The sequence below is a fragment of the Mucilaginibacter sp. CAU 1740 genome, assembly GCF_039839285.1.
In the GTDB taxonomy this organism is placed as follows: Bacteria; Bacteroidota; Bacteroidia; order Sphingobacteriales; family Sphingobacteriaceae; genus Mucilaginibacter.
This window is the reverse complement of the sequence record NZ_JBDOQS010000001.1, coordinates 614,085-640,070: the sequence shown is the minus strand read 5'-3', so window position 1 is coordinate 640,070 and position 25,986 is coordinate 614,085. Positions and strand designations below refer to the sequence as shown.

Sequence of the window (25,986 nt, the reverse complement as noted above, 5' to 3'; positions counted from 1 at the left end):
ATTATTAATTATTGTTTGCGGTACTTGATGTGTCCAATTCCAGTCCGCTATTAATGCCTTGTAGTTTGGCTGGTATGCCCTTGGTCATCCAGACGGGTGCCGGTTTTCCTTTTAAGTAATGATCGAAGAATTGTTGCATACGGCGGGTCATATCTTCAGAACCGTTTAACGTCGTGTGTCCTTGCCCGTCGTATTGTAGCAGCCAGCAAGGCTTTTGCAACCTTCGCATGCCCATGTATAGTTCAATACCTTGACTAAACGGTACCCGGAAATCCTCTTTGTTATGGATAATAAGTAATGGAGTCGTCACCTCGTTTAGCTGAAATATCGGCGAGTTCTTGATATAGAGGTCAGGCCGCTCCCATAAGGTTGCTTTTAAACCTCCCCATCCATCTTCGAAAGTGCTGTGGCTGGTTCTTTCGTTATCAAACAGTCCGTTATAATAGCTAACGAAATCCACCGGGCCGTTGGCTTCACAGGCTGCGGCAAATAATTTAGAATGGGTGATAATACTATTGGTAGCGTATCCTCCATAGCTATGTCCTTGCAATCCCATCTTACTGGAGTCTACAAATGGGTATTGCTTTAGATAATTGGCTGCTGAAACAACCGTTCGGGTAATGCTTTCGGCTGTATTTTGAGCTTCAATTTTTAGGTTACTTAAAAACACCAAATAACCGTTGCTGACATAGGTAGGAATATCAATGTTGGCTCCCGTATAATGCGGCGCTTTGTACATATGAAGTTCATTACTCCGGTACTCGTCATAGTAATGAAATATGATCGGGTATTTTTTACTAGGGTCAAAGCTCTCCGGCTTAAACAGCACGCCTTCCCCGGTTTCATCATTGCCCATCGGAAATTTGATTAATTCCGTAGTTAGCCAATTAACATTTCTTTCCGGTTGGATATCGGTGAACTTTTCGAAACGCTTAAAATCTTTGGTGACGTACAGGTTTAGTGACTGCTCGGCGCTTTGCCTACCTACCAGGTATACGTTCGCGTTTTTCGCTTTCAGAGGCGCTGCACTTTCCGAATTCATAAAACCCAGAAACATATCCTTCATATGGTAGAAATAAGGTCCCATGGATAACTCAATTGGTTCTGCATTGCTATTAAGCGTGATCTGAAAAAAGCCGTTGTCTTTATTTTCCTTATTCAGAGCAAGCAGTATAACTTTATCTCCATTTTTATATATCGGCTGATTACCCATTAGTCGCAGCACCGTATTATTTTTGCGCCCATAGCCTTTGGTGATATTTTTAGGGCTTTGCTGGCCGGTAGGATCCACTAACCATAAATCGTATTCGTCATAAAGCAAGAGCTTACCGTTCAGCCATCCGGGCGATCCAAAAATCAAGGGATAGTTTAATTCATCCTGGAACAGCGGAAAGGGTAGACCTTTACTGATCTGACTATAGGTGCGATGGGATGCAATTTCATAACTGTAGTAATGATTGTCGTTACGATCATAATACACAACATAGCGTTCATCAGGGGAAAGCTGGAAGTTCGCCATTCCTGCGTATTTGCTTGCGATTGTATCTTGCTTTCCTGTATTCAGATTCGAAAGGTACAGTCTCAATCTTTGGGACGGGTTCCAGTGTGCTTCACCCAGCCCGTAATTTTCGGTCATCAGCATCCACTGATTGCTTGCCTTTCCGAGAAGGTAGGCGGATTGCTGCGCGTTATCCAATTGCAACAATTTTTGCTTGGATATATCATAAACTGCAAGGAGAGATCTGCCTTCATCCTGCTGCAGCTGTTCAGGCTGAATAAATTTATCATTGAAAGCCCATACATCAGGCGCACCATTGTAGGTCTTCTCCTTTTTAACGTCGTCTTTTTGTATCCTAAAAAATAGCTTGCTGCCGTCAGGAGTGAACCTCAATGGAAAATCGCTTAGGTAGTAATCAGCCGGAAGGTTCAAAACAGCCGTTTCTTCAATTGGCCGTTGATCATTAAGCGCGACAAAGTGCAGTTGTTTGTGATGTTCCCCACCGGTTAGAAAGCCAACTTTGTTCGCCTGGGCGTTTATGGCTATATTGGAAATGTTCTCGGTGCTGGTTAATATCTTTGTATCAAAATCCTCAAAGTCGAATTGAAGTAATTGTCTATTATTAGCGTACACCAGCCCCTGATTTTCCGGGAATAGATGATACTGCGAGACGCTATCGAGCGTCTTTGATAAACCCGTTTTTAAGTCTTTGACGGTCAAGCTGCGGCCTTCGGTTCCGTGCGAATACAACAAATAGGTTCTTTCCATACGCTCGGCGAGTTGAAAAGAATTCACTTTGTTGATATACTGGCTGATTCCTGTTTTTAGGTTCAATAGGAACAAGCTGTCCTGACTTGTCTGATAAAAACAGTATTTGCTGTCTTTACTAAATTGCGCCTGGTCGCCGTTGGCTATCTTTTTGTTGAAGCCTTTGCCTACAGCTCGTATACATAACCAGTTTTTATTTCCAACAGGGCCGTAGCGATACCAGACATACTTGCCGTCATTGCTGATACCCTGCCCCTGCAATTGGTTCCAATGATCAAATATGCTTTCCGTAACAGCGGGTTTGGCAGGTTGTTGTCCTTTCCCATAAAGGCATAGGGCAAGCAGGATCAATAAAATTATTGGTCGTTTCATTTGCAATAAATAAGTTGTTAGTTACACCGGGAATCCGTCACGTTCCCGGTGTTTGAAGATTAATAACCTGGGTTCTGATGACCTGCAAGTGCAGGATCTCTGTTGATGTCTGTTTGTGGTATCGGGTAAAGTGCCCAGTTCGGACTCCATGTACCGCCTTTTTGAGGGGTGACTGTGCTCATTACCTGATCGATCTTGCCGGTCCTTTTCAGATCAAACCAGCGATTGCCCCATTCACTAAATAATTCGTGGCGACGTTCATTCAAAATGGCATCTAAAATTTCAGTTTGTGTCCCAGCTGGTGTATCGCCAAGTCCTGCTCGATGGCGAATTTTATTTAAATCATCACGAGCTCCACTTAGATTACCTGAGATGGCCCGCGCCTCCGCCCTTATTAGGTATTGTTCACCTAAGCGAAAAACCATGGTATATTCTTGAGGCGCGTCGAATGATATTTTAATTTGATATTTAAACGGGTAGCTATAACTATTCCCGTTTGCAGTGATACTGCCTATCCATTGAAACTTTCGTTTATCGTTTGACTGAAAACTTTGGAATAGGTCGTTACTTAAAAATACAGATGGCGCGTCTCCTGTTGGAATAAAATAACCTCCATCGGGGGTGTTTCCACTATTAATAGGTTGCAGCTGCCAAATTGCCTCCTTGCTATTTTTTAAAAAAACGTCGTTTAAACTATCCAAAAGAATATAACGGCTGTCTTCAATTATTACTGTTGATTGCTTTTCAGCGTTTGCTGATTGATTCAAGTACAAATAAACTCTGGCAAGAAGAGCGGTAGCCGTGGCACGGTTTGGTCGCGCCCTTTCGTCTTCTATTTGCGTTAGCGCATCTGCTTTTAAATAATTTTCATTTAGTTGTCGTTGAGCGTCTAGTAGGTCGACGATTATTTGTTGATAAACAACAGTTTTGTGAGTACGACTGATATTTCCAGTTTCCTTCGGATCAGTAGTTAAAATAAGTGGCACATCCCCATACAGATTGACAAGGTAGAAATAACAAAGTGCACGAATAAATTTCGCTTCACCTAATAACTGAACTTTTACTTTATCATTTAAGGAATGCGATGCGTTCAACCCTTTTATAGCTGAGTTTGCTCGAAAAATAAACTCATAAAATTCAGACCAAAATCTGGGTGGATTTGTGTTGGCAGATAACTTATTGATGTAAAACCTAAGCGAATAATCCTCATTTTTGTTTAAGAGATCCAGCTCATCGGCTGAAAGGCCACCATCTACCGACAAACTATTTCCACCTGCAGCAAAGCTGCCGACACTTAATTGATGGTAAATACTAGTAAGTACTCCAGCTGCAGTACCTGGGTCATTGTAGATATTAGCCCCTGTTAATTGATCACTAGGTGGATTGATTTCCACAAATTTCTTACAAGATGCAGTGTAAATTATAGTCGTTGTATAAAAAATATATAAACAAATTTTTTTAAATGCAATATTATACTTCACTTTTTCAAATTTTTTCATGGCATTTTCTTTCATTTTAAAAAGTTGCTTTAAGGCCAATTGTAATTATAGCCATCGTTGGTAGTGTGCTGACGCTTTGCGTTTCCGGGTCCAGACTTTTATAACCTGTTATGGTCCAAAGATTTTGCCCGCTAACATTAATTTTTAGATCGTTAACTCCCAGGTTTGATTTTAATGCTATTGGAAGACTGTATGATAAGGTCACAGTTTTTAAGCGAATAAAGGATGCGTCTGTATAGGCTGCGGTGCTCTGAGAGGCAAATGTGTATGCATCTGATAGCGATATATCTTGATTATATCTTTGATATTTCCCAAGCTCGGCGGGACTCTTCCACCTATTCAACAATTCTATAGGCTGATTTATACCGATGTAGCCGGGAGTATTAGAGAAATCATACAAATAATTTCTTCCCTTTTGCTTCACAAATTGAAAAAGGAAATCAAAAGTCAAATTTTGATATGTGAAACTATTTTGTAAGCCACCATAAAACCTTGGCTGCAAATCGATAAACTGCGTCTTATTTTGAGGGTCTTGGCTTGGATCAAATGTAAATTTGCCGTCTTTGTCGCGGAATTGATATTGCCCTGTAGCTGGGTCTACGCCGGCGAAATCATAAGCCTTTACCATTCCAATCGGTGACCCAATTGCATAATCAAGATAATACGATGAACTTGCGAGATTTGGGTATTCTACTAATTTATTTCGGTTAATGCTGATGTTTCCGGACATGGTCCATCTAAGAAAGGCTTTATCAATGATTTTGGCACTAACCGATGATTCAAATCCACTATTTTGCACTACAGCGGGTAAATTGATAGTGTAGTTGCCAGGGCCCGATATTGATGGAAGTGGATAATTAACAAGTTGATTGGATGAGCGGTTCCGGTAAAAATTGAAACTTAACAATAATCTGTCATGAAAAAAACTGGCATCGATTCCTAATTCAGCTTTCGTTGTACTTTCCCATCCATAATTTAAATTGAAAACGCCTGAGGTCAAATACCCTTTTTGATCCTGATAAGTGCTAAACGTTGGATTGTACCTTTCAAAATATCCATAATCGGGTATTCCGTCATTTCCGGAAGTACCATAGTTAATTCTAAGTTTACCAAAACTTAGAATGGAAATTTTATCTTTAATGATTGATTCTTCAGAAAACACCCATGCTGCTCCAAGAGAAACAAAATTTCCAAATTGTTTACCTGGTCCAAACCGGCTGCTGCCATCCCTTCTTAAGTTTGCATTTAATAAATACCTATCTTTTAAATTATAGCTAATTCTACCAAATATCGCATTGTATTTGTATTGCGAAGTGGGGTTGCTGCCTGTATATCGGGAAGCGGCCGCCAAGGAATTCATTAATTGATCATTAGGAAAATCATAAGCATGTATATTTTCGTAAGTTGCCGTTTTGCTTTGGTAGGTTGCTCCAAGAAGTACATCTAATAATCCGTTGCCTACTTTTGGTGAAAAAGTAATTTGTGGTTCAATTATTATAGATTGGATATCATTTTGATTAAAGTCTGATTCCCTCAAAGTAAATGGCTGGAGGTCGGGGCGAATTGATTTAAATGGGGAATCTTCAACTATGGAATGACTACTTAAATTGTTGTATCCTAATGTCGCCTTAATATTTAGAGAGGAAGTTATTTGATAGCCAATATCGCCACTAGCAGTTAAATTATTTGTTTGAGCCTTGTAAGGTTGAAATAATACAGCATAAGGATTATTAAAGGTACTTGATGTAAAATTCCATGCTTGTATTGTATATAATCCCCAGTTTAAACTGCCATCTGGCAAATAGGGATCGGGAGCATTCGGTGGCAAAAAAATAAATCGTGTAAAATCCTGTCTCGCAAAATTTGTCCAATTCGACATGTAGGATCCTGTCAAGCTCGCCTTCAACTTTTGGTTTAAAGAACTGCCATTAATGGAGAAATGAACATTTGCCTTTTGGTCGTCCGATTGCCCTGGAAAAACTGTTGTTTCTTTATGGTAGGTTCCTCCAATAATATATCCTATGTTAGTTCCTCCTCCGGAAATCGATGCATTAATATTATTATAATGTGCAGTTCCTCCTAGAAATTTGTCCTGCCAATTCGTATAACGTGTACTGTCGTAAAGGTAAACATCTGAGTTACCAACAGGGTCATAAATCTCTGGCGGATTATTTATCGTCCCCCCATCGTTAAGTATCGCTTCCTTTCTCATTGATAAATATTGCTTTGTATTCATAAGACGAAGCCGTTGATTAATTTTCCCGATACCACTTTGAACGTTCACATCTAATTTTGCCGGCCCCGCAATACCCTTCTTCGTAGTGATTAATATCACACCGTTTGCTCCCCTTGAACCGTAAATCGCTGTCGCGTCAGCGTCTTTGAGGACACTGATAGATTCAATATCATTAGGATTAATAAAGTTAAAAGCAGATAGTTCGGTATTAATTGTACCATCACCTTTATTAGGATAAGGCCCCATTAATCCAGAAATGGTGTTATCGTAAGGCAATCCATCTACTATGAACAATGGATCACTTCCGTTAAGACTGTTTCGTCCCCTAATTTGCACGTTAACTTTTCCTCCAGGTAAACCAGTCGATTGTGTAACGGTCAATCCTGATACCCTTCCTTGTAACGCTAATAAAGGATTGTTGATCGATTGCTTTTCGACATCCGCAGCTTTTATGGTTGTAATATCACCGGTGCTCAAACGCAAGGATGTCTTTCCATAAGCCTGCACCTGCACCTCATCCAGTTTCGAATCACTAGGCTCCATTCGGACATTGCTCAGGTCACTGTTAACCGCTATTTCCTTTTTCTGGTAGCCGATGAATGTCAGAACAAGGACAGCATTCTCATTCACTTTTTTGAGCGAGAATTCACCTTTTTGATTGGTAATGGTAATGGTATTGCCGGTGTTGGATGTTCCTTTTTCCGGCTTCACAGTTACCGTCACACCGGGCAGCGGCAGACCTTTTTCATCAACGACTTTTCCGCTGACGTCGATCAGAGCGAGGTAGCCTTTGAGCGTTTCCAGTAAGGATCTGCTTTTTTCCTTGAATACAACAGTATTCTCTTCAATGTCGTAGGTAATGGCCTGGTTGGCAAGCACCGCTTTCAGCGCCTCGTCGAGGCTGGCGTCTGTGAGGCTTACGGTAACGGCTTTGTCTTTGACCAGGTTATCACTGTAAATGAAATCGTATCCGCTTTGCTGGCGCAGCTTTTCCAGCACGTCACCAAGGTTGGCGCGCTTCTCGCTGAGGTTGATCTTTTGTGCGTAGGTGCTGGCACTCACCGCCATCACTGAGATCAGCATTATGAGGGAGGTGATCTTCATGATTCTTATCGTTTTTCGCAAGGCATGGTATGGCCCTACGGCTATGCGTATTGCATTATTATTCATACTTTTGAATGTTCGGGTTAATCCTTAATTTGTTGTCACACGAATTAATATCCCTTGCGGCCTGGCCGTTCAGGATCGGGTTCCCGGATATGAACGTGTCCCGAGCTCCAATTCGGGATGCGTTTGCTTTTCCGTTCGCCTTCACCTAAGGCCTCATATGCGTAAAATCCTTTTCATAATCTGTCAGTTTGAGTTTAGTCGTTATGGTTAATTAATATCAGGTAGTTGTTTATTTTCTCTTACTGGAAATAGTAATGGTCTTTCCTTCTACTTTAAAGTCCACTTCCCCCGTCTTGCGGAAGAAATTCAGTACCGTAGCTAATTTCTTCGTCCGATTCACCGAGCCGTTAAAGGTGACCGATTTGGCCTGCTCATCCGTCCAGACAACCTGCACGTCGTAAATGCGGGCGATCTTTTTCATGATACTTTCCAGCGCTTCATGATGAAAGACCAGTTTGCCCTGAAGCCACCGTGCCATTCCCCGGCCCCGCGACCTGCGGGGCAATCAGGGGGAATTAACTACAACAGAATAAGCTGCCCCGGCCCCGTGCTGTAGAGCCATCATCCGAAAGGAATGGGTTACGGACACAGCAGCTTTCCCGCCCCTCCCGGTAATATCCGGGAGCGGGTAAGGGAAACCCTTGCCCAAATTTTAACAATAACGGCGAAGCCCTCCTGAGGGCCAATGAAAAACAAATATCAACCCGAAAAAACGATAGTGAAGATGAAAACGTGCAAAAGAAAATCGTGGGGCAAAACCCTGAAAACCGCTGCCCTCAGCGCAGCATTAACCGCCGCTTACCTGCTGGCCAAAGCCCAGGACGGCAACGCCGGCATCCAGCAGGCCAACACCCAGGTTAGGAGTTATTTTGAAAGCGGAACCAACCTCATGTATGCCATCGGTGCCATCCTCGGCCTGATCGGTGCCGTCAAAGTGTATTCCAAATGGAATGCCGGCGATCAGGACACGTCCAAAGTTGCCGCCGCCTGGTTCGGCTCCTGCATCTTCCTCGTGGTCGTGGCCATCATCATCAAATCATTCTTCGGCCTTTAAGATCATAGCTTATGAAAACTCTACTCATCGGCAAACTGCACAGCTATATGGTGCAGCATCATACCGACCTGCTCATCGCCTTGCAGGAAGATCACCGCCTCAGCCATTATCTCGGCAGCAAAGTGGATTCCATTAGCGGACTGATCGATGACCTGCAAAAAGAGAACCGCCCGAACTATGTGATCGAAGCGCTTTGCCTCGAAGAACTGACCCGTGACCTCCGGCCATCCCGCTTCAGCTGGATGCGCGAACTGCTTGAAGCCGAGTTTCCGGAAACCCATCAGCAGATGAACCGCAGCGGCATACTCACCTATGAGCTCATTAACCTTACCGGTGCCTGCGAGCCCATTTTCGAGGTCTTCGGTTTTGGCGAAGAACACGAAGACCTGCCCGCCTTGAGCAACGCCGTCACCGGCATGATCGCCGAATACCTCAACAATCGGACTTAAACATGAACAGCATTTATTCCATTAATAAAGGCATCAACAAAAGCATCGAGTTCCGCGGCCTGCGGGCGCAGTACATCTGGTATTTCGCCGGGCTGGTACTCGGCCTGATGATCGTTTTCGCGGCGCTCTACATCCTTGGCGCAGGAGCAATTATTTGCCTGGCCGTCTGCGGTTCCGCCGCAGCCTTTGGCAGCATCAGGATCTTTGCGCTCAGCCGGAAATATGGTGAACACGGTCTGATGAAGGCCATGGCCCGGAAGCGATTACCGCGTGTGCTCAAATCTTATGGCCGCCGCTTTTTTCAGCAATTAAACTATAAGGAGAACCCACATGGCAAAGCTTAGAGAACCCGCCATTTTCCGAATGGAAAATACCAGTTTTTATGTCGACCTCGAAAGGCAGACCCTGCGGCAGACCGATAACCCGGATAACGAAATATCCTTTATTAACCAGATGCAGGATATGGGCGACCACTACATGCTGGCATGGGACGCCGCGACAAAAAATGCCGCTGCAAATCCGGAAAAAGGCGAACCGCTGATCATACCGCCATTATCCACGCTGGATCCCGAGGGGATGTCGGAAAAATATGGCATGCCTCTCTCCGAAATGGCCGGCAAGTCCGATTTCGAGATCATTGTTGACCAGGAAGCTTTAAAAGCAAGGCAAAACGGGATCTTGCCGCAGATCGATATGGCCGGGGAAAAATTCATCATCGACCTCCGCCTGCAGGAGCTGCGCCATGCGGAATACTTTTTCCCGGTGATCAGCCTGAAGTCCATGGACCTGACCGATGATGGCTGGCACTATGAGGCCTTCTATGAGCCCATTATGAAACAGGTAGTGCAACTGGACCCAAAACTGACGGAATTCCCGGACGGCATCATCAAAATTAAAATACCCAACGAACTGGGGCTGGACCCTGTTGGGACGGCACGTATCTATGGGATGGTCGAACGTGATCTGTTGCGCCGTCATCCTATTCAAAAGAACCTGAAAGCCGAGGTTATTCCGCTCAGTGAAACCCAGGTGCCGCGCCTGATCCGTCAAAACCGCGAACAATTACAGCGCGAACACGAGCAGATCACCCGGAGAATGAAACCGGGTAAAAGGCCCAGATTTTAATCCTGCGCCCGAGCAAGGAAATACCAAGTGAAGAAGAAATGTGAAATGGAAAAACAACTGAAAGATATACTGCCCATACTCGGCATTGAGCAGGATGCCATCCTGTCCAAGCAGGGAGAATTTACCCTAGCGTTCCGCATCAGCCTGCCGGAAGTGTTTACGCTGTCGGACGACGATTATGAAAACCTGCACCAGGCCTGGGTCAAAGCCATCCGGGTACTGCCCAAAGACAGCGTTTTGCATAAGCAGGACTGGTTCCTCAAAAAAACCATTCAACCGGACAAGGGCGATGCCCGTCCGACCTTCCTCGGTGAAGCCAGCGACCGCTATTTTACCGGGCGCGAATACCTGGCACATGACTGCCTCGTGTACTTGACGCGCAAACCACAGGGACGGAAACCATCAAGCTCCCTGTTTTCCAACCTGATCAGGCCCTGCCTGGTGCCAAAAGATATGCTGGGCGCGCAGGGCATCCGTGAATTTCGCGACACCGCGGCCCAGTTCAAACGCCTTCTGGAAGATACCCGCCTCATCCGGGTGACACCACTAACGGCAGCCGATCTGCAAAGCCAGCTTAAAACTACCGGGCTGATCGAGCGCTATTGCTTTCTCGCTGAACAGGAAGGACAGTCCCTCTATCAGGATATTACCATGGGGGAAACCCTGCGCATCGGCAACCGGGAATTGGCGATCTATACGCTGGGCGATACCGAAAACCTGCCTGCCCATTGCGGCTCGCGCCTGACCTATGAGGCCTATTCCACCGATCAGACCAAATTTCCCGTCAGCTTTACGGGTAGGCTCGGTCTCTTGCTGAATACCAGCCATATCTACAACCAGTATATTTTTGTTGGGGATGCGCAGGCGACCCTCAAACAACTGGAAAAGAAAAGGCTGCGCCTGCAATCCCTGTCAGCCTATTCCCGGGAAAATGCCATTGCAATGGATGCCACCAATGATTTTTTGAACGAGGCCATCAGCCAGCAGCGCTTACCGGTCAAGGCGCATTTCAATGTCATGGTCTGGTCGGATGAACGGGAAACCCTGGTCGCCAGAGGCAACCAGGTCTTATCTGCCTTAGCTGCCATGGATGCCGCCGCCAAACCGGAAACGGATGGTGCCGCACAGATCTGGTGGTCGGGCATTCCCGGCAATGCCGCTGACTTTCCTGTTAATGATACCTTCGATACTTTCGCCGAACAGGCAGCCTGTTTCCTGAACCTGGAAAGCAATTACAAAAGCGCCCGGCCCGGTGACGGTATCCGTTTTTGCGACCGTCTTTCCGGCCGTCCCGTCTATGCCGACCTGTTTGATGCGCCGCGACATGAGGGCATCACCTCCAATATGGGCACGCTGGTCTGCGGTACATCCGGAGGCGGCAAATCAATGACGGTGAACCATATCCTTCGCTCGCTGTATGACCAGGGCGCGCATTGCGTCACCGTCGATATCGGCGGCAGCTATCTCGGACTCTGTGATACGGTAAAGGGCTATTATTTCACTTATACCGAAACTGACCCGATCCGCTTCAATCCATTTTACCTGGGCAAGGGCGAAGTGCTGGACACCGAAAAAAAGGAAAGTTTAAAAGCCCTGCTGGTATCCCTCTGGAAAGGCGAGAACGAGACTTTTAACCGCGCGGAGTATGTGGCCCTCTCTAACGCACTACAGGGTTATTATGAATATCTGGCACAAAACTCCCCGGTATTCCCCGGCTTCGATTCTTTCTACGAGTACCTTGAGCGCGACTACCGCGCGGTGCTGCAAAGCCACCGTGTCAAAGACAGTGCCTTTGATATGGATAATTTCCTGTACGTATTGCGTCCCTATTATAAAGGCGGTGAATTTGATTACCTGCTGAATGCGCGGGAAAATCTTGATCTCCTGCAACAGCCTTTCATCGTATTTGAGCTGGACCAGATCAAGGATCACCCGATCCTTTTTCCGGTGGTGACGCTGATCATTATGGAACTGTTCATCTCCAAGATGCGCAAACTGGCCGGTGTCCGCAAGGTATTGACGATTGACGAAGCCTGGAAGGCCATTGCCAAATCCGGCATGGCCGAGTTCCTGCGCTATGCTTTTAAGACCATCCGGAAATTCAACGGCATTCCCATCGTCATTACGCAGGAGCTGGAAGATTTGGTGTCATCGCCGATAATTAAAGACGCCATCATCAATAACGCCGACATCAAGATCCTGATGGATATGCGCAAGTTCCAGGGCAAGTTCGACAAACTGCAGGATACCCTCGGCTTATCTGATAAGGGTAAAACGATCCTGCTTTCGGTCAACAAAGACAACCGGGAGATCTTCGTCGACATCGGCGGGCAGATCATGAAGGTGTACAAAAACGAACTCTGCCCCGAGGAATATTATGCCTTTACAACTGAAGGTAAGGAAAGGGTAAAAGTGCAGGAATACGCCCGCGAACATGGCAGCATCGAGGCAGGGATCGCCGCGCTGGTGAATGAACAACAATCAAAAGAACAATAATATGGAAAAGCGATCACTGATCAGCCGTCTGCTGACGGCATTTAAAACACTGCTGGCCTATGGTTGCCAGCACGCCGGGAGCCTGTCCATGATGGACTGTTCCTATACCCGTTGCAGCGGTAATATCCTGCTGGATGACCCGGCGACGGCCATCCTCCGTATCCGCCCCTGCGGGCAGTTGTATGAGATCACGCGCGGAAGTTTTGAGAACGGGCAGTTCCGCGTGAGCGAAAAGTGGCTGGCTACCTATGGCTGGCATTCCAACGGGCACCTGATCGCCCTCGGGCGGACCCTGTACATCATTTTTGACCCCACCCGCAAACTGGTGCTGGTCGAACATTTTCCGGACGAGGGACCGGTCACGCTGGAAACCTACCATCAAATATAGGAGGCGATATGAAAAAAATCATGTTATCCGCTCTGATGTGCATGGCCATTTTCTTTCGGCCTGTAAACGCCAAAGCCCAGGTACCGGTAGTCAGCGCCTTTACCGGCCTGATCAAGAAGGTGATCGTGGCCATCGACCTGGGGGTGCAGCGCCTGCAGAATAAGACCATCGCCCTGCAAAATGCACAACAACAGATCGAAAAAACCCTTCACCTGAACAGCCTGAATGATATCTCCGGCTGGCTGGATAAGGAGCGAAACCTGTACGCCAATTATTATCAGGAACTGGCGAAGGTCAAAAAACTGCTGGCCGATTACCAAATGGTCAAAGACGTAGTGAACCGGCAAAAGCAATTGCTGGCGGAATACCGGCAGGCCAGCGCTTTATTTAACCGGGACGCGCATTTTTCTGCTGCCGAACTGCGCTACATGGGGACGATCTACGAAGGCATTTTGCAGGAAAGCCTGCGGAACCTGGAGGCCGTGACCACAGCGGTGACCTCGCGCAGTACGCAAATGGATGATGCGGACCGCTGGCTGCGGATTGATCAGGCGGCGAAAGCCATCCAGCTCAACCTGGACCACTTGCGCCAGTTCAACCGGCAGAACGTTCTGCTCAGCCTGTCCCGCACCAGTGATGACCGCGACCGTTCAGCAGTCCACCGCCTTTATGGTCTCCACGATTGATCACCAAAAAAACAAAACGATATGAAAATGAAATCATTGATCCTGACCATCCTGTTACCGGCCTGCCTGATCGCAGGTAAAAGCAGGGCGCAATCCTTTTCCTTTGGCGACCTTTTTGGTCAGCAGGGCAAAAAGAAAAAACTGATGGCGGCACAGGTAGGCGGCATTTATACTTACCTCGACGCGCTGAAGGGCGGCTACAACATCATGCATCATGGCCTTGACCTCGCGCATGAACTCAAAGGCGGCACCTTCGGCCTCCATAGCGATTATTTCAGTTCGCTGGAGCAGGTCAGTCCGGCAGTGCAGCAAAACCCAAAAGGCGAAGCGATCACCAAACTGTATCAGGAACTGAGGCAGCGCCTGAACACGGAGATCATCTGGCAGAAAAAACAGGGGCTGCTGAAAAGCAATGAACTGGCCTATCTGGAAAAAGTATCCGCCAACCTGAGCAAACTCGCGGAGCAGGATATGGCAGAACTGAAGGACCTGCTAACACCCGGAAAATTGCAGCTGACCGACCAGCAACGCCTGGACCGATTGGATAAGCTCTATGCAGTCATGAAGGATAAAGCGGCATTCGCGGCTTCCTTTACGGCCAAAACACGGGCGCTTTCCCAAAACCGGCAACGTGCCAAAGCGGAAAATGAACAGATCCGGAAACTTTACGGCATTCCCAAACCATGAAAAAGCGATTAAAAATTTTGGTGCTGGCGCTGCTTCTCGCCGGCATTTCACCGCTGACCACGCGGGCGCAATCGGTAACGGATTGCATCGAGCAACTGATCCTGGATTACCAGAAACTGGCGGGTCTGAAAAGCATACTCTCGCAGATGTACTCAGGTTATGATGTACTGCGCCAGGGCTACGGGGCCGTGAAAAATGTATCTCAGGGGAATTTTTCCCTGCACCAGGCCTTTCTGGACGGTCTGTTACTGGTTAGTCCGGCAGTCCGCAAATATCCAAGGGTGGCGGACATCATCAGTGACCAGGCGAGCCTCTTCAGTGAATATAAAAATGCCGCGAAGCGCTTTAGCGGTTCCGGCAGGTTTTCGCCTGAAGAACTGCGGTATGTGACTGCGGTTTACGACCAGCTTGCCGATGCCAGCCTGAAGAACTTGGACAAACTCAGTATGGTCATGAGCGACAGTCAGCTGCGGATGAGCGATGCCGAAAGGCTGGCGGCCATTGACCGGATCTATCTGGACAGCCGCAACCAGCTGAGTTACCTGCGCAAGTTCAACGACCAAGCCGGGCAAATGATTTTCCTGCGGGATAAAGCGGCCAGGGATAAACAAACCGTTAACAGCCTTTACGGCATCAATCCATGAACATGAAAAAAAGATTATTCATATTTACCTTCCTGACGCTTTCTGCAGGTCTGTTGCCACAATTTGCGCATGCCGAAGGCGTTGCCGATGACCTGCATAGCCTGCAGGGCGTACTCGCGCAACTTTACCAGCAAATGCTGCCCCTGTGCCAGGGAATGATCGGTGTCGCCCGCGCCATTGCTGGCTTTGCCGCCTTATGGTATATCGCGGCCCGTATCTGGAAGCACATTGCCGCCGCAGAACCGGTAGATGTTTATCCTTTGCTGCGCCCCTTCGGCATGGGCATTTGTATCGCGGCATTTCCTGCCGTTCTTGCGCTGATGAATGGCGTGTTGCAACCCGTGGTGACGGCAACCGAGAATATGGTTTCCCGTTCCAATGCTGCCATCGCCTACCTGACCTCCCGGCCGGATGAAGACGCCGACCTGCCTGCCGGACAGCAAAATGCTGACCCGGATAAATGGTACCAGTATAGCCATCCCGATAATGCCAATCCCGACGGCTCAACCGCCAATCCCATTTTCGGTGCCTTTTCGGGCTGGAGCATCAAGAACATGGCCCGTAAATGGATCGCAGAAGTGCTCAATGTCCTGTTTCAGGCAGCAGCGCTTTGCCTGGATACGATCCGCACCTTTAAGCTGATCGTGCTCGCCATCCTTGGGCCTCTCTGCTTTGGCTTATCCATTTTCGATGGGTTCCAGCATACGCTGAAGCAATGGCTGGCGCGCTATGTCAATGTGTTCATGTGGCTTCCCGTCGCCAACATCTTCGGTGCCTTTATCGCGAAGATCTAGGTGAATATGATCACGCTGGCGCAAAGCGGGCAGTTACAGGGAAACGAGTTCGGCAATACCAATACGGCTTATCTGATATTTCTCGTCATCGGCATTCTCGGCTACTTCACCGTACCCAGCATTGCCAACTATATCATGAACGTCGGCGGTCATGCGCTGTTCAACAAAACCTCCGCACTGGCTTCGATGGCGGTATCCTATCTCAGTGGGTCGGTGATGCAAAATATGTTTACCTCCAACTCGCAGGTCAACACCCAGAGCAGCAACAGCAAACAGACCCAGTCCAATACTTACAACACGGAAAAGCTGAAAGGCTCCTCCGGTAAATCCCAATGACCATGTTTAAAAAATTCAGAAATATCGAAACGGCTTTTCAGCATGTCCGTGCTTTCACCATCGCCATTATCGCCTGTGCCTTTCTGGCTATTGGCTTTACGGTGTACCAAAGTCACAGGCTGATCGCCACCATCCAAAGCCGGGTGTACATCCTGTTCAACGGTAAGGTGCTGGATGCGGTAGCCGCCGACCGGAAAGATAACGTCGCCGTTGAAGCCCGCGACCATATCAAAACCTTCCATGAACTTTTCTTTACGCTGTCTCCCGATGACAAGGCCAATAAAGCCAACCTGAGTAAAGCGCTGTACCTGGCAGATGAAACGGCCAAACGGGAATACGATAACCTGAGTGAAAGCGGCTACTATGCCAATATCATCTCCGGCAATATCAGCCAGCAATTGCATGTGGACAGCGTTAACGTTGACCTGCGCAATTATCCCTACACCTTTAAATGTTTTGCCACGCAAAGTATTATCCGCACAAGCAGTACCGTCACCCGTAGCCTGGTCACCACCGGCGAATTACGGAATATCGGACGGAGCGATAATAACCCGCATGGATTTTTGATCCAGCGCTGGGCGACCCTGGAAAACACGGACCTCAAAGTCATCAACCGCTAACCTCGAAACGAAGTCATTATCAATCATCAATAAAAAGATTATGGAAACACTCACCCTTCAACAAAAACGCAAACGCAAGGCCTTGCTGGTTTTGCCTTTAATTGTATTTGCATTCTGCACCTTATTGTTTAAAACCTTCGGTGGCGGACAGGGCTATGCGGATGTTGGGGCAACACGGTCGCTGGGTTTTAACACCCATCTGCCGGATGCCAAACTTAAAGATGAGCGTAGCCTGGACAAAATGGGGTTTTACGACCGCGCCGCCGCCGACTCGGCCAAACGCAAACAGGCGGAGCAGCTTGATCCTTACGCCAACCGGCTGGCGGATTCTGCGTTTGTTACTGCGGGTTCTGTTTTTTCCCCTCACCAGCCCGGCATTTTTGGGAACGACGGGCAGCAGGAAAGCAACGGCGCGGCAGCCAGGGAAATTATGCTTCAAAAAAGACTGACGGAATTACAAGCCGCCATCAACAAGCCAGCAATATCAGCAGGTGATAACAACGCTCTTAATCATTCAGCGTATGGGCAAATAAAAGGTTATAGCGAACGACCGCTCACGATTCCGCCACCTGCGGAAGATCCCGAACTGAAGCAAATGAATGGCTTGCTGGAAAAGTTGCTGGATATCCAGCATCCTGAACGCGTGTTGGAAAAAAACAATAATAGTGCTTCACCCAAAGTAGCAACAAAGTTCCAGGCCATACCTGCGGTTATTGATGGCAATCAAAAGATCGTGCAGGGTACGGTCATACGGATGCGTTTGCTGGACAGCATCCGCGTGAACGGGCAGCTGTTCCAGAAAGGGCAACTGATCTATGGCAGCGGCGACCTGTATAACCAGCGGGTAAAGATCAATATCAAACTGATCCATGTCGGACTGAACATCATCCCGGTCGACCTGACCGTTTATGACCGCACCGACGGTATGGAGGGGATCTGTGTACCTGAAGCGGTGACGGGTGATGCACTGAAAGACGGCATGGTTAACGGTGTGCAAACCATGGATATGATGACCATGGATCCATCTATGTCGGCACAACTGGCAACAGCCGGTATCAATACGGCCAAAGGGCTTTTTTCCAAAAAAGTTAAACGGGTAAAAGGAAAGCTGAAGAACGGGCATGAGCTTTTGCTGCGCGATAACCTGGAACTAAAAAACACGCCTTAACGATGCAGGACGGCAGACAGCCGGTCGTCACTATTTAATGATTTCGGCTTTATCATAATCAGGATTATTTAACCATTTAAAAATTAAAACGATGAATCAGGAAAGCTATCAGTTTACGTCCGAACAGCTCAAAAATCTGGGCTTTGGTGAGGACATTGCAAAAGATCTGCATACCAAGATGGATCAGAATTTAACAGAGTTCACTTTGAACCACACCCGCCAGTTTGGTAAAGATGTATTAGAATCGGTGCTCCATTTTTCAAAGGGCGATGATACGGCGAAGGACCTTACTTTTTTTAACCGCTTTGATTCCACGCTGAAAAAAGAGGGCATGGAAGATCTTACCCAATCCTTCTTTGTTGGCCAAAAATTTAATTATACACTGCAAGAACGCTATAATATGATGGACGGCAGAGCGGTTTTCCGCGAGCAGCCAAAAATGGAGCCAAGGGAAGAAAACGGAGTGACACAAATGAAACCGACCGGCGAAACTTATTTTGCCTGGCGCGGGCTAAACTTTAAGGAGGCAGACAAGTATGGCAATTTTAACCCCAAGGTGATTTTCTGGGACCATGAAAAGGAATTACAGAAATATCCGATCAAAGATATACAGGAAAAATATGAACGTTCCCGCATCATGCGCCCGCTGGAGAAAGGAAACCTTGTCGAAATTACCTTAGTACGTGACGGACAGGAAACGCAGGCACAGGTAGTGGCGAATCCGCGTATGATGCGCCTGGATTTTTATGACGATAAAGGTCAAAGCCTGATTGTCCGAAAGGCCGAAAAACAAGCCATGAGCCAAACCGAGAAAGCGGAAATGACGCCACAGGAAGTCCAAAAAGCGGCCATTGCCAGGGCAGCAGAACAGGCGCAGGCCAATACCCCGGTTCAAAATCAGGCAGCTGGTGCTAAAAAAAATGAGGCTGAACAAAAACCAGAGCAGGGACAACGCCGCAGGCAGGGGGTGCACGTTTAGTATGGAAGCCTGCAAGCCATTATCGGTATTTTTCGGCGCGGTGAAAAACGACCCGCGGATTTCCATTACCCATATTGGTTTGTTCGCTGCCCTGGTGGAGTGTTGGCAAATGAAAGGCTTTCCGGTACCTTTGTGTGCTTACGCGCATGAGGTCATGCCGATGGCCAAAATCTTGGCCAATACGACCTATCACCGATGTATCCGGGATCTGCATGATTTCGGATACATCATATATCAACCATCCTATAAGCGCAATGAGCGCAGTCGGATAATCTTAAAATGCGGAGAGAAAAGTGATGAATAATATAGAGGTTATCTGTATGCAAAGCGATGCCTTTTACAAATTACTGGAAGAGGTCATCGCTCATTTTAAAAAGCCGGTCGCTGAGATCCCGGACACCTGGATTTCAGCCTCTGAGGCGATGGCAAAACTGAAGATCAAAAGTAAAACGACGCTGCAAAAGCTAAGGGATGAGGGCCAGATACGGTTTACCCAACCGAAAAAGAAACTGATATTATATGATATCAATTCGATCAACGAATACCTGAATGATTTTGTTTATGAATCATTTGAATTACCGAAAGCAGAGCAAAGGAAGGTTTAACCCTTCCTTTGCTTGTTAAAAATCCAGTATGGCGTCAATTGCACTATCCGCCTTTTTGTAAGAAAAATTTGACTGGTAATTCATTGTTGTTAATATACTTTCGTGACGGTACATCTTCTGCAATACCTTTGGATGAATTTCCTTCTCTTCGGCTCTTTGCGCAAAGCTATGCCTGGCTTTATGTTGTGACGCTTTTTTTGCGCTCCCGATCATGCCCATTAAAAGATCCATCGTTTTATTAAGGCGTTTGCTGACGAATGAAATTCTGCGGCGAACTTCAAAACGGTCATCGAGTGATGGCAGATCTTGCAGATATGGAAAAATCAGTTTGTGGGGGTTTTCTTTGATATTTAAAGGATACTGCCTGATAATACGCAGTGCTTTTTCGGGCACTTTTACAGAGCCCCACTCGCCATTCTTGGACATTTTATAATGTAACCTGCCATTCTGAATATCTGTCCATTTTAAGAGTAAGCAATCGGTAACCCGCATTCCGGCGAAATAGAACTCTGTTAACCAGATATTGCGGGAATCGTTATAAATGACTGGATGTGTTGTGAGGTCAAGTTCTTCCAGTTGTTTAATTTCATATTCCTCCAATCCGATCTTTGCAGCACCGGTTAATTTAATGGATATATTTCCTTTCCCTCCAAATGGATAATAATCCTTACTGACTACCTTTGAGCTGATAGCTCTATTATAGATTGTCCTAATCACAATGATATGATTAGTGATTGTACGATCACTTAAAGGTTTTGGTGGTTTTTCTTTATCGTAGGAAAACTTTTTAGCGACCTTTAAATAGATAGTGTACCGTTGTAGCAGGTCAACAGTAATTTCTTCAAAGCTTATCTCTTGATTATTAACAAACTCATAGAATCGCTTAAGCCGTGTAGTATCCGCTTTGAGCGTATCGTAGTTGCCTAACGCTTTTTGATCTTCCAGGTAAATCCTGGCCACATCCTGAAAGTATAATTTTTCTACCTCAACCGGCTTTAAACTAACTTTGACATCCTTGGCAGTAACATGGCCTTTTGTTTCCATTTCCAAAGCTTTATCATTGGCTTTGGCTATCTCATTTAATATGAAATTATTTAACCTGGTTGAATTAGGATGGGACTTATTTACCCGTTGCGCTTTTTCATTCCATTGATCCAAACTATCGAGTTTTTGCCCGGTCATAATATACACCTGTTTTCTGTTTACAGTAATACAGATTGAAATGGGGAATTTGCCATTTTTTGTTGGTCTTTTCCTGATGTAAACCCTTACGGTTGCCATAATTGAACACTTAATCAAACCCTACTTTACCGTTGGTAAAGCTATTGGTTTTGGTCATACAATGTTCATACAGACCCTGTATTGATATGGGATTATGTGGTTTAACATGATTTCAAAAACCGCGTTTGAGAGCCATATAAGCGGTTTTTGCATTTCCAAAAACCATTTCTGGAGCGATTCATAACCCTAAGGTCGGCAGTTCGATCCTGCTCCCCGCTACATTAGCAGAAAGCCACTCTCATGAGTGGCTTTCTTTGTTTTTCAGCCTGCTTTTTTTCCACAACGATAACAGAAGATTTAGTTTATCATTTTCTGGCGGCCAATCACTATTAAAAGTTCTTGTGCTGACCGATGATCTCCGTCATTATCTGCAAGTTCTAAATAGTACCTTGCTTTTTCCAGTGAGCGCTCAACAATTTCACCTTCTAAATATATCTTGCCGATCATAAAATTTGCTTCATTGATCTCATATTCTGTGTTACCGTCTTTATTTATTACGTTAAAAATTTCCAGCGCCTTAACTTTGTCTTTTTCTATGCCTATGCCGTAATAACAACATAGGCCAATTGTGAGTTCCTGGTAAAAGCGTCCTGATTGGTTTGCCTTTGAATAAAGTTCAAACGCCTTTTCAAAATTTTGTTTATTTCTGTATTCAAGGCCTAAATTGTATGCCGCGCTATCTGAACCTGCATTCATAGCCTTTTCGTAAAGCTGCATTGCCAAATCCACATCCTTTTCGCAATATTTATATTCTCCATCGCACAGATAATTGGCGTATGCTTCAATTCCTTGTATGTCACCACTCTCGTATGACCTTTTGGTCCAGTTAAATGCAAGTTGTTTATCAATTTTAACAATTATTGCATTGTCAACTATTAAACCGTTTTCGTAATAAAATGCAACTTCGTTTTGCGCTTTACTGTCTCCGTTTGTAGCTTTCACTAACAGTGAATTCCAATCATAGATATTTTTTATTTCAATTCCGTTGATCATGATTTTCTTTTAAACGCCCTGTTGCAATTTAAGCCCTACACAATAATCTAATGCTCGAAAAAAAAGCAGAACCAATTATGCAATAGTCGAAATTACCTAAAAAAAATGCTCCATTATATTTCTACCAATCTGTCATCAATTAAATATTTTCCAAACATGCCATTTATGTACATCATGATAGTGGTTACTCCACCAACAAAGCCTCCGAAGCTTTCAATTAAATACATTTCTCTCAGGAACCTCCCCCGCCAAAAATATATTTCTTTCACCCGTACATATTCATCAGGTTAATTATAAATTCGTATTAAACCTATAACCTGATGAAAACGCATTACCTTTCTTTAACTTTTCTCACCGCCCTATTTTATTGCTCATGCCACTCCGCGCATAAAAAGTTGCCGTATGAAGATATTGATTCTGTAATGAAAATTATTCCCGCCAATATCGATACCACCATTATACTAAAAGACGGTGCAGGCAACATGCTTCATTTCAGGCAATACATCCTCACGCTGTTAAATAACGAGGGAATAATATATCGCGAAAAAGAAATACTGAGGTTGCAACGCTTTACCAAAACAGGTACCGATTCACTAAATAAAGATGATCATGCCATAGCACGCTGGGATAGATCAATAAATATCACAGAAAGACATCCAAAAACCATTACTGAGATTTTTGAAAGTTTAGCTGCCATATCTGCAAGTGCAGATAGCGTGATCGTTTTTAAACATAGGCGGACCATGTATCTTAAGCGAAAAGGGAAAAACATTACAACATTCAAAATAAACCTGGGTGGGAACCCGGTGGGTGATAAGATCTGCGACGGTGATTTGCGCACGCCAGAAGGTGTTTATTACCTGGATAATAAAGCAAATCGCACAGATAAGTTTTACAAAAGTTTCTGGATCTCATATCCGGATTCGGCAGATCGTGCGGATGCATTAAAAAGAAAAGTTAAACCAGGAATTGGCGTTATGGTACATGGCACATCACCCCAACGGGTTAACTCGAAAGACTGGACCAATGGCTGCATCGCTCTTAAAAACAACGATATGGATACCTTATTTAGTTACGTTATGGCGGGTACTTCAATTGATATCAGGAAATAGCATTCTTTTAATCGCTTGCAACAAAAGTTATTCTGTATATATCTTTACATATGCACCACCAGGAATTTGCACCACCCACCCAACTCCAGGATACCATAAAATGCTTTTGGTATAACCGAAGGGATGCCGATGAGCAACACCCTGCTTTTGAGGTGCAACCTGATGGTTATGCCGAGATTATTTTTTACTTCGGAGAACTTTACAGCATCGGTGATAGCGAAGAGCTTCTGCCTCTACCCTCTCCTTTTATGATGGGTTTACTCAGTAAGCCCGTTATTTTTCACTCGCAAAACCAACTGCAAATAATTGCTGTAAGATGTTATCCATGGACGGTTTTTGATTTGCTTGGCCTGCCATCGGGCAAAAACCAGGTGCACACGTTTCAGCATCCCATTGCCGGACTTCAATCTACATTAAATAAATGTATTGAGGCCGGAAAGATAGATGAAGCCATAGCCAGCCTAACACAATATTTTTTAAACGCACGCGACGGAGTTACCAGCAATGCCATGTTGTTTAAAGCAGGCGTTGCCATGCACAAAGCAAACGGTACCATACCGGTGAGCGAAGTAGCCGAAGCCGCACATGCAACGGTGCGCACGTTGGAAAGGAACTTCAAACAGTCATCGGGCCATACCGTAAAAGATGTATCGGCACTGATGCGGTTTGAACAGGTTCGTAACCGGCTATGGCATAGTCCTGAAGTTAACCTGGCGGGATTAGCACACGAGTTGGGTTATACAGATCAATCACATCTAAGCAGGGAGTTTAGGCGTTTCAGCGGCACTACACCGGCGGCCTTTGCGCGTGAGGCGAAGAAGGGGAAGCGAATTTTACCCGACGATTTTGTCGCGTTTGTACAATCCTAACAAAGCACCATTCCTCAATTTTGTGTATCAAATCATTACAACATGACAACTACACAAAATCAAAATAGATACGATGTAATTATAGCAGGTGCCGGTCCGGTTGGGCTGTTCCTGGCCTGCGAATTGGCCCTTGCCAAATGCTCGGTTCTGATCCTCGAAAAAGCCGAAAGTTCCAATACTCAACTAAAGCAGCTCCCTTTTGGCGTACGCGGCCTCTCGGCTCCATCTATCGAAGCGCTTTACCGCCGAGGATTGCTTGACGAGCTTGAAATTCATAAAACACTTAAAAACCCGCACCAGCATGCTAAGCAGGGTGCGCAACGCCAGATAGGGCATTTTGCCGGGATCCCGTTCACCGAAGGTAATGTAGATATGACCAAATGGGAGCACCGCTTAGAAAGTTCGCCGGATGTTAGTCTCATGACCACCATGGAAGAAATGGAAACGGTATTAGCGCGCCGTGCTGAATCTCTCGGGGTAGATATTAAACGCGGATATGCCATTACTGATTTTCAACAAGCTGATGCCGGCGTAACGGTTCAGTCTGGTGATAGTGTGTTTCAAAGTAAATGGTTGGTAGGTTGCGATGGTGCAAGGAGCGTTGTTCGTAAATTAGGCAATTTTGAATTTGCCGGTACCGAACCGGAATTTACCGGCTATTCCACCAGGGTAGATATTGCCGATCCTGAAAAGCTTAAACCAGGTCGTAATGTTACTGAAAGGGGTATGTACCTGCAATCGCAGCCGGGCTTTGTGGTGATACAGGATTTTGATGGCGGCGCGTTTCATGCCTCAGAGCAGCCCATTACACTACAACATGTTCAGGAAGTGCTACGCCGGGTATCGGGTACTGATGTTACACTCACCGCCCTGCATATCGCTACCACCTGGACAGACCGCGCCCGACAAGCTACCGATTACCGTAACGGTCGAGTTTTTTTAGCCGGTGATGCCGCGCATATCCACGCACCGCTTGGAGGCCAGGGATTAAACCTCGGCCTGGGCGATGCCATGAACCTTGGCTGGAAACTGGCCGCCACTATTCATCGTAGCGCTCCCGAAGGCTTGCTGGATACTTATTATGCCGAACGTTTTCCGGTGGGGATGAAAGTATTGGATTGGTCGCGGGCGCAGGTGGCTATCATGAAGCCGGATGCCTGGAGCCGGGCGCTCTATTCCATCATTAGCGATGTGATGAATACCCATGATGGTGCAACCTATTTTGCCGGGCGCGTTTGGGGCATCCATACACATTATGATCTTGGCAGTAATCAACCGTGGTTAGGTTATAGCGTACCGAACTTTGAACTGGAAGATGGTAAAACGATCGGCGAACTGATGGGTGATGGTAAAGGATTACTGATAGATTTTGGCAGCGACGACTCGCTCAAAGCTCTTGTGGCGGAAAGTGGTGATCACATCAGATACCTGGCAGGATGCGCTAAAAATCAATTGGGTTTAAGTTCGGTGTTAGTTCGCCCGGATGGTATTATTGCCTGGACCAGTCAGGATAACCGGGATACCAACGGACTTCTTCGGGCCATTGTTCGTTGGTTTTAATTTAGACAATTACAAAATAGCAGGTTAGCGGGCCAGTGCTGATACCTGCTATTCATGGCAAATTGGTGGGAGCTTTTTGCAGGTTATTTTTTAATTTGCCGATAAACTGATCAAAACGAGCATGAATTTTATACGCAAACTGTTTGAAAAAAAAGTTGACACCCAACCTCTTTATAAAAGCACAATCGAGGCCGCTGTAGATATCTATTTCAAAAACTATAATGATCCCGGCAAAATAGCAGATGAAATTACAGAACTTACCGATGTTAAGCAGGATGCTTTAATGCTCTATCTGTTTATCCCGCATGTGTTTTGCCGGTTGTTTCTTCCCGAAATTCAATATCCTGATCATTACATTGTTACAAATAACGTAGGGAACGATGAATACGTTAAATTTTCAGATTCGGCTATATTTAATGAAATGCTCATTGTTATAAATAACAACTGGGGTGTGTATATTGATCGGGACATAAGAAAAATATTATTTCATAGCGGAGATTTTAAGGCAGCGAACCAGATGCTCGGACGAGGGTCAAAACTGGAAGATCTTAAAGCGGTGCCGCCACGCATAGCCAATACATAGCACGGAGTTTTAAT

26 protein-coding genes are annotated in these 25,986 nt (G+C 45.9%); 20 read left to right on the top strand and 6 right to left on the bottom strand.

All coding sequences use genetic code 11. From position 1 onward, the window contains the following. Positions 1 to 4: 4 nt before the first annotated feature. From AAFN85_RS02845 to AAFN85_RS02830, 4 genes are all read right to left on the bottom strand, one after another. Positions 5 to 2,638, bottom strand: a complete 2,634-nt coding sequence (locus tag AAFN85_RS02845; protein WP_347525442.1) for a prolyl oligopeptidase family serine peptidase — start codon at positions 2,636 to 2,638, stop codon at positions 5 to 7. Between the two features lie 59 nt (positions 2,639 to 2,697). Next, positions 2,698 to 4,152 (bottom strand): RagB/SusD family nutrient uptake outer membrane protein, encoded by a 1,455-nt coding sequence (locus AAFN85_RS02840; protein ID WP_347525441.1) that lies wholly within the window; start codon positions 4,150 to 4,152, stop codon positions 2,698 to 2,700. A 1-nt stretch (position 4,153) separates the two neighbouring features. After that, positions 4,154 to 7,477, bottom strand: coding sequence for a SusC/RagA family TonB-linked outer membrane protein (locus AAFN85_RS02835; protein ID WP_347525440.1), 3,324 nt, complete (start codon positions 7,475 to 7,477; stop codon positions 4,154 to 4,156). A gap of 295 nt (positions 7,478 to 7,772) precedes the next feature. After that, on the bottom strand, positions 7,773 to 8,021 hold the full coding sequence (locus tag AAFN85_RS02830) for a DUF4974 domain-containing protein (protein ID WP_347525439.1): 249 nt from the start codon (positions 8,019 to 8,021) through the stop codon (positions 7,773 to 7,775). Positions 8,022 to 8,267: 246 nt separating this feature from the next. Between AAFN85_RS02830 and AAFN85_RS02825 the strand changes: the two genes are divergently transcribed. The 16 genes from AAFN85_RS02825 to AAFN85_RS02750 all read left to right on the top strand — a co-directional run bounded on the left by AAFN85_RS02825 (position 8,268) and on the right by AAFN85_RS02750 (position 19,574). Beyond that, entirely contained in the window at positions 8,268 to 8,597 is a 330-nt protein-coding gene (locus AAFN85_RS02825) for a DUF4134 domain-containing protein (protein WP_347525752.1), read from the top strand. Positions 8,598 to 8,608: 11 nt separating this feature from the next. Further along, positions 8,609 to 9,046 (top strand): hypothetical protein, encoded by a 438-nt coding sequence (locus tag AAFN85_RS02820; RefSeq protein ID WP_347525438.1) that lies wholly within the window; start codon positions 8,609 to 8,611, stop codon positions 9,044 to 9,046. A 2-nt stretch (positions 9,047 to 9,048) separates the two neighbouring features. After that, complete coding sequence (locus AAFN85_RS02815; protein WP_347525437.1) at positions 9,049 to 9,390, top strand: DUF4133 domain-containing protein; 342 nt, start codon at positions 9,049 to 9,051, stop codon at positions 9,388 to 9,390. Next, complete coding sequence (locus AAFN85_RS02810) at positions 9,377 to 10,171, top strand: hypothetical protein (protein ID WP_347525436.1); 795 nt, start codon at positions 9,377 to 9,379, stop codon at positions 10,169 to 10,171. The genes AAFN85_RS02815 and AAFN85_RS02810 overlap by 14 nt, the downstream gene beginning before the upstream one ends. A gap of 45 nt (positions 10,172 to 10,216) precedes the next feature. After that, on the top strand, positions 10,217 to 12,667 hold the full coding sequence (locus tag AAFN85_RS02805) for a TraG family conjugative transposon ATPase (protein ID WP_347525435.1): 2,451 nt from the start codon (positions 10,217 to 10,219) through the stop codon (positions 12,665 to 12,667). 1 nt (position 12,668) lies between these two features. After that, positions 12,669 to 13,055, top strand: a complete 387-nt coding sequence (locus AAFN85_RS02800) for a hypothetical protein (RefSeq protein WP_347525434.1) — start codon at positions 12,669 to 12,671, stop codon at positions 13,053 to 13,055. Positions 13,056 to 13,063: 8 nt separating this feature from the next. Then, positions 13,064 to 13,741, top strand: coding sequence for a conjugal transfer protein TraI (locus AAFN85_RS02795; protein ID WP_347525433.1), 678 nt, complete (start codon positions 13,064 to 13,066; stop codon positions 13,739 to 13,741). Between the two features lie 21 nt (positions 13,742 to 13,762). Further along, positions 13,763 to 14,428 carry a hypothetical protein gene (locus AAFN85_RS02790; RefSeq protein ID WP_347525432.1) on the top strand — a complete coding sequence of 222 codons (666 nt, stop codon included), beginning with the start codon at positions 13,763 to 13,765 and terminating at the stop codon, positions 14,426 to 14,428. Next, positions 14,425 to 15,072, top strand: a complete 648-nt coding sequence (locus AAFN85_RS02785) for a TerB family tellurite resistance protein (protein WP_347525431.1) — start codon at positions 14,425 to 14,427, stop codon at positions 15,070 to 15,072. Before AAFN85_RS02790 ends, AAFN85_RS02785 begins: the two co-directional genes overlap by 4 nt. Positions 15,073 to 15,074: 2 nt before the next feature. Further along, positions 15,075 to 15,866 (top strand): conjugative transposon protein TraJ, encoded by a 792-nt coding sequence (locus tag AAFN85_RS02780; RefSeq protein WP_347525430.1) that lies wholly within the window; start codon positions 15,075 to 15,077, stop codon positions 15,864 to 15,866. A gap of 6 nt (positions 15,867 to 15,872) precedes the next feature. Then, the gene (locus AAFN85_RS02775) at positions 15,873 to 16,202 is read left to right on the top strand and encodes a hypothetical protein (protein ID WP_347525429.1); all 330 of its coding nucleotides are present in this window, start codon (positions 15,873 to 15,875) and stop codon (positions 16,200 to 16,202) included. 2 nt (positions 16,203 to 16,204) lie between these two features. After that, on the top strand, positions 16,205 to 16,822 hold the full coding sequence (traK, locus tag AAFN85_RS02770; protein ID WP_347525428.1) for a conjugative transposon protein TraK: 618 nt from the start codon (positions 16,205 to 16,207) through the stop codon (positions 16,820 to 16,822). A 40-nt stretch (positions 16,823 to 16,862) separates the two neighbouring features. Next, positions 16,863 to 17,990 (top strand): conjugative transposon protein TraM, encoded by a 1,128-nt coding sequence (traM, locus tag AAFN85_RS02765; protein ID WP_347525427.1) that lies wholly within the window; start codon positions 16,863 to 16,865, stop codon positions 17,988 to 17,990. 91 nt (positions 17,991 to 18,081) lie between these two features. Then, entirely contained in the window at positions 18,082 to 18,969 is an 888-nt protein-coding gene (locus AAFN85_RS02760) for a hypothetical protein (protein WP_347525426.1), read from the top strand. Position 18,970: 1 nt separating this feature from the next. Continuing rightward, positions 18,971 to 19,273, top strand: coding sequence for a hypothetical protein (locus tag AAFN85_RS02755; protein ID WP_347525425.1), 303 nt, complete (start codon positions 18,971 to 18,973; stop codon positions 19,271 to 19,273). After that, positions 19,266 to 19,574: a DNA-binding protein gene (locus AAFN85_RS02750; protein ID WP_347525424.1), complete on the top strand. Its 309-nt coding sequence runs from the start codon at positions 19,266 to 19,268 to the stop codon at positions 19,572 to 19,574. The genes AAFN85_RS02755 and AAFN85_RS02750 overlap by 8 nt, the downstream gene beginning before the upstream one ends. Positions 19,575 to 19,589: 15 nt before the next feature. Here the strand turns inward: AAFN85_RS02750 and AAFN85_RS02745 are convergent, their stop codons facing one another. Further along, positions 19,590 to 20,855, bottom strand: coding sequence for a site-specific integrase (locus AAFN85_RS02745; RefSeq protein ID WP_347525423.1), 1,266 nt, complete (start codon positions 20,853 to 20,855; stop codon positions 19,590 to 19,592). A 297-nt stretch (positions 20,856 to 21,152) separates the two neighbouring features. Continuing rightward, complete coding sequence (locus AAFN85_RS02740) at positions 21,153 to 21,848, bottom strand: tetratricopeptide repeat protein (protein WP_347525422.1); 696 nt, start codon at positions 21,846 to 21,848, stop codon at positions 21,153 to 21,155. A 320-nt stretch (positions 21,849 to 22,168) separates the two neighbouring features. Here AAFN85_RS02740 and AAFN85_RS02735 point away from each other — a divergent pair, with 320 nt between their 5' ends. The 4 genes from AAFN85_RS02735 (at position 22,169) to AAFN85_RS02720 (ending at position 25,972) form a co-directional block, all read left to right on the top strand. After that, positions 22,169 to 22,960, top strand: coding sequence for a L,D-transpeptidase family protein (locus AAFN85_RS02735; protein ID WP_347525421.1), 792 nt, complete (start codon positions 22,169 to 22,171; stop codon positions 22,958 to 22,960). A gap of 50 nt (positions 22,961 to 23,010) precedes the next feature. Further along, the gene (locus tag AAFN85_RS02730; RefSeq protein ID WP_347525420.1) at positions 23,011 to 23,829 is read left to right on the top strand and encodes a helix-turn-helix domain-containing protein; all 819 of its coding nucleotides are present in this window, start codon (positions 23,011 to 23,013) and stop codon (positions 23,827 to 23,829) included. 42 nt (positions 23,830 to 23,871) lie between these two features. Further along, a complete protein-coding gene (locus AAFN85_RS02725) occupies positions 23,872 to 25,389 on the top strand; it encodes an FAD-dependent monooxygenase (RefSeq protein ID WP_347525419.1) in 1,518 nt (505 codons plus the stop codon). 121 nt (positions 25,390 to 25,510) lie between these two features. After that, positions 25,511 to 25,972, top strand: a complete 462-nt coding sequence (locus AAFN85_RS02720) for a hypothetical protein (RefSeq protein ID WP_347525418.1) — start codon at positions 25,511 to 25,513, stop codon at positions 25,970 to 25,972. Positions 25,973 to 25,986 lie beyond the last annotated feature (14 nt).

Excerpts from the sequence above, each read along its gene's own strand:
- AAFN85_RS02845 (WP_347525442.1), bottom strand. The coding sequence starts at position 2,638 with ATGAAACGACCAATAATTTTATTGATCCTGCTTGCCCTATGCCTTTAT.
- AAFN85_RS02840 (WP_347525441.1), bottom strand. The coding sequence starts at position 4,152 with ATGAAAGAAAATGCCATGAAAAAATTTGAAAAAGTGAAGTATAATATT.
- AAFN85_RS02835 (WP_347525440.1), bottom strand. The coding sequence starts at position 7,477 with ATGAAGATCACCTCCCTCATAATGCTGATCTCAGTGATGGCGGTGAGT.
- AAFN85_RS02830 (WP_347525439.1), bottom strand. The coding sequence starts at position 8,021 with ATGGCACGGTGGCTTCAGGGCAAACTGGTCTTTCATCATGAAGCGCTG.
- AAFN85_RS02825 (WP_347525752.1), top strand. The coding sequence starts at position 8,268 with ATGAAAACGTGCAAAAGAAAATCGTGGGGCAAAACCCTGAAAACCGCT.
- AAFN85_RS02820 (WP_347525438.1), top strand. The coding sequence starts at position 8,609 with ATGAAAACTCTACTCATCGGCAAACTGCACAGCTATATGGTGCAGCAT.
- AAFN85_RS02815 (WP_347525437.1), top strand. The coding sequence starts at position 9,049 with ATGAACAGCATTTATTCCATTAATAAAGGCATCAACAAAAGCATCGAG.
- AAFN85_RS02810 (WP_347525436.1), top strand. The coding sequence starts at position 9,377 with ATGGCAAAGCTTAGAGAACCCGCCATTTTCCGAATGGAAAATACCAGT.
- AAFN85_RS02805 (WP_347525435.1), top strand. The coding sequence starts at position 10,217 with ATGGAAAAACAACTGAAAGATATACTGCCCATACTCGGCATTGAGCAG.
- AAFN85_RS02800 (WP_347525434.1), top strand. The coding sequence starts at position 12,669 with ATGGAAAAGCGATCACTGATCAGCCGTCTGCTGACGGCATTTAAAACA.
- AAFN85_RS02795 (WP_347525433.1), top strand. The coding sequence starts at position 13,064 with ATGAAAAAAATCATGTTATCCGCTCTGATGTGCATGGCCATTTTCTTT.
- AAFN85_RS02790 (WP_347525432.1), top strand. The coding sequence starts at position 13,763 with ATGAAAATGAAATCATTGATCCTGACCATCCTGTTACCGGCCTGCCTG.
- AAFN85_RS02785 (WP_347525431.1), top strand. The coding sequence starts at position 14,425 with ATGAAAAAGCGATTAAAAATTTTGGTGCTGGCGCTGCTTCTCGCCGGC.
- AAFN85_RS02780 (WP_347525430.1), top strand. The coding sequence starts at position 15,075 with ATGAAAAAAAGATTATTCATATTTACCTTCCTGACGCTTTCTGCAGGT.
- AAFN85_RS02775 (WP_347525429.1), top strand. The coding sequence starts at position 15,873 with ATGATCACGCTGGCGCAAAGCGGGCAGTTACAGGGAAACGAGTTCGGC.
- traK (WP_347525428.1), top strand. The coding sequence starts at position 16,205 with ATGTTTAAAAAATTCAGAAATATCGAAACGGCTTTTCAGCATGTCCGT.
- traM (WP_347525427.1), top strand. The coding sequence starts at position 16,863 with ATGGAAACACTCACCCTTCAACAAAAACGCAAACGCAAGGCCTTGCTG.
- AAFN85_RS02760 (WP_347525426.1), top strand. The coding sequence starts at position 18,082 with ATGAATCAGGAAAGCTATCAGTTTACGTCCGAACAGCTCAAAAATCTG.
- AAFN85_RS02755 (WP_347525425.1), top strand. The coding sequence starts at position 18,971 with ATGGAAGCCTGCAAGCCATTATCGGTATTTTTCGGCGCGGTGAAAAAC.
- AAFN85_RS02750 (WP_347525424.1), top strand. The coding sequence starts at position 19,266 with ATGAATAATATAGAGGTTATCTGTATGCAAAGCGATGCCTTTTACAAA.
- AAFN85_RS02745 (WP_347525423.1), bottom strand. The coding sequence starts at position 20,855 with ATGGCAACCGTAAGGGTTTACATCAGGAAAAGACCAACAAAAAATGGC.
- AAFN85_RS02740 (WP_347525422.1), bottom strand. The coding sequence starts at position 21,848 with ATGATCAACGGAATTGAAATAAAAAATATCTATGATTGGAATTCACTG.
- AAFN85_RS02735 (WP_347525421.1), top strand. The coding sequence starts at position 22,169 with ATGAAAACGCATTACCTTTCTTTAACTTTTCTCACCGCCCTATTTTAT.
- AAFN85_RS02730 (WP_347525420.1), top strand. The coding sequence starts at position 23,011 with ATGCACCACCAGGAATTTGCACCACCCACCCAACTCCAGGATACCATA.
- AAFN85_RS02725 (WP_347525419.1), top strand. The coding sequence starts at position 23,872 with ATGACAACTACACAAAATCAAAATAGATACGATGTAATTATAGCAGGT.
- AAFN85_RS02720 (WP_347525418.1), top strand. The coding sequence starts at position 25,511 with ATGAATTTTATACGCAAACTGTTTGAAAAAAAAGTTGACACCCAACCT.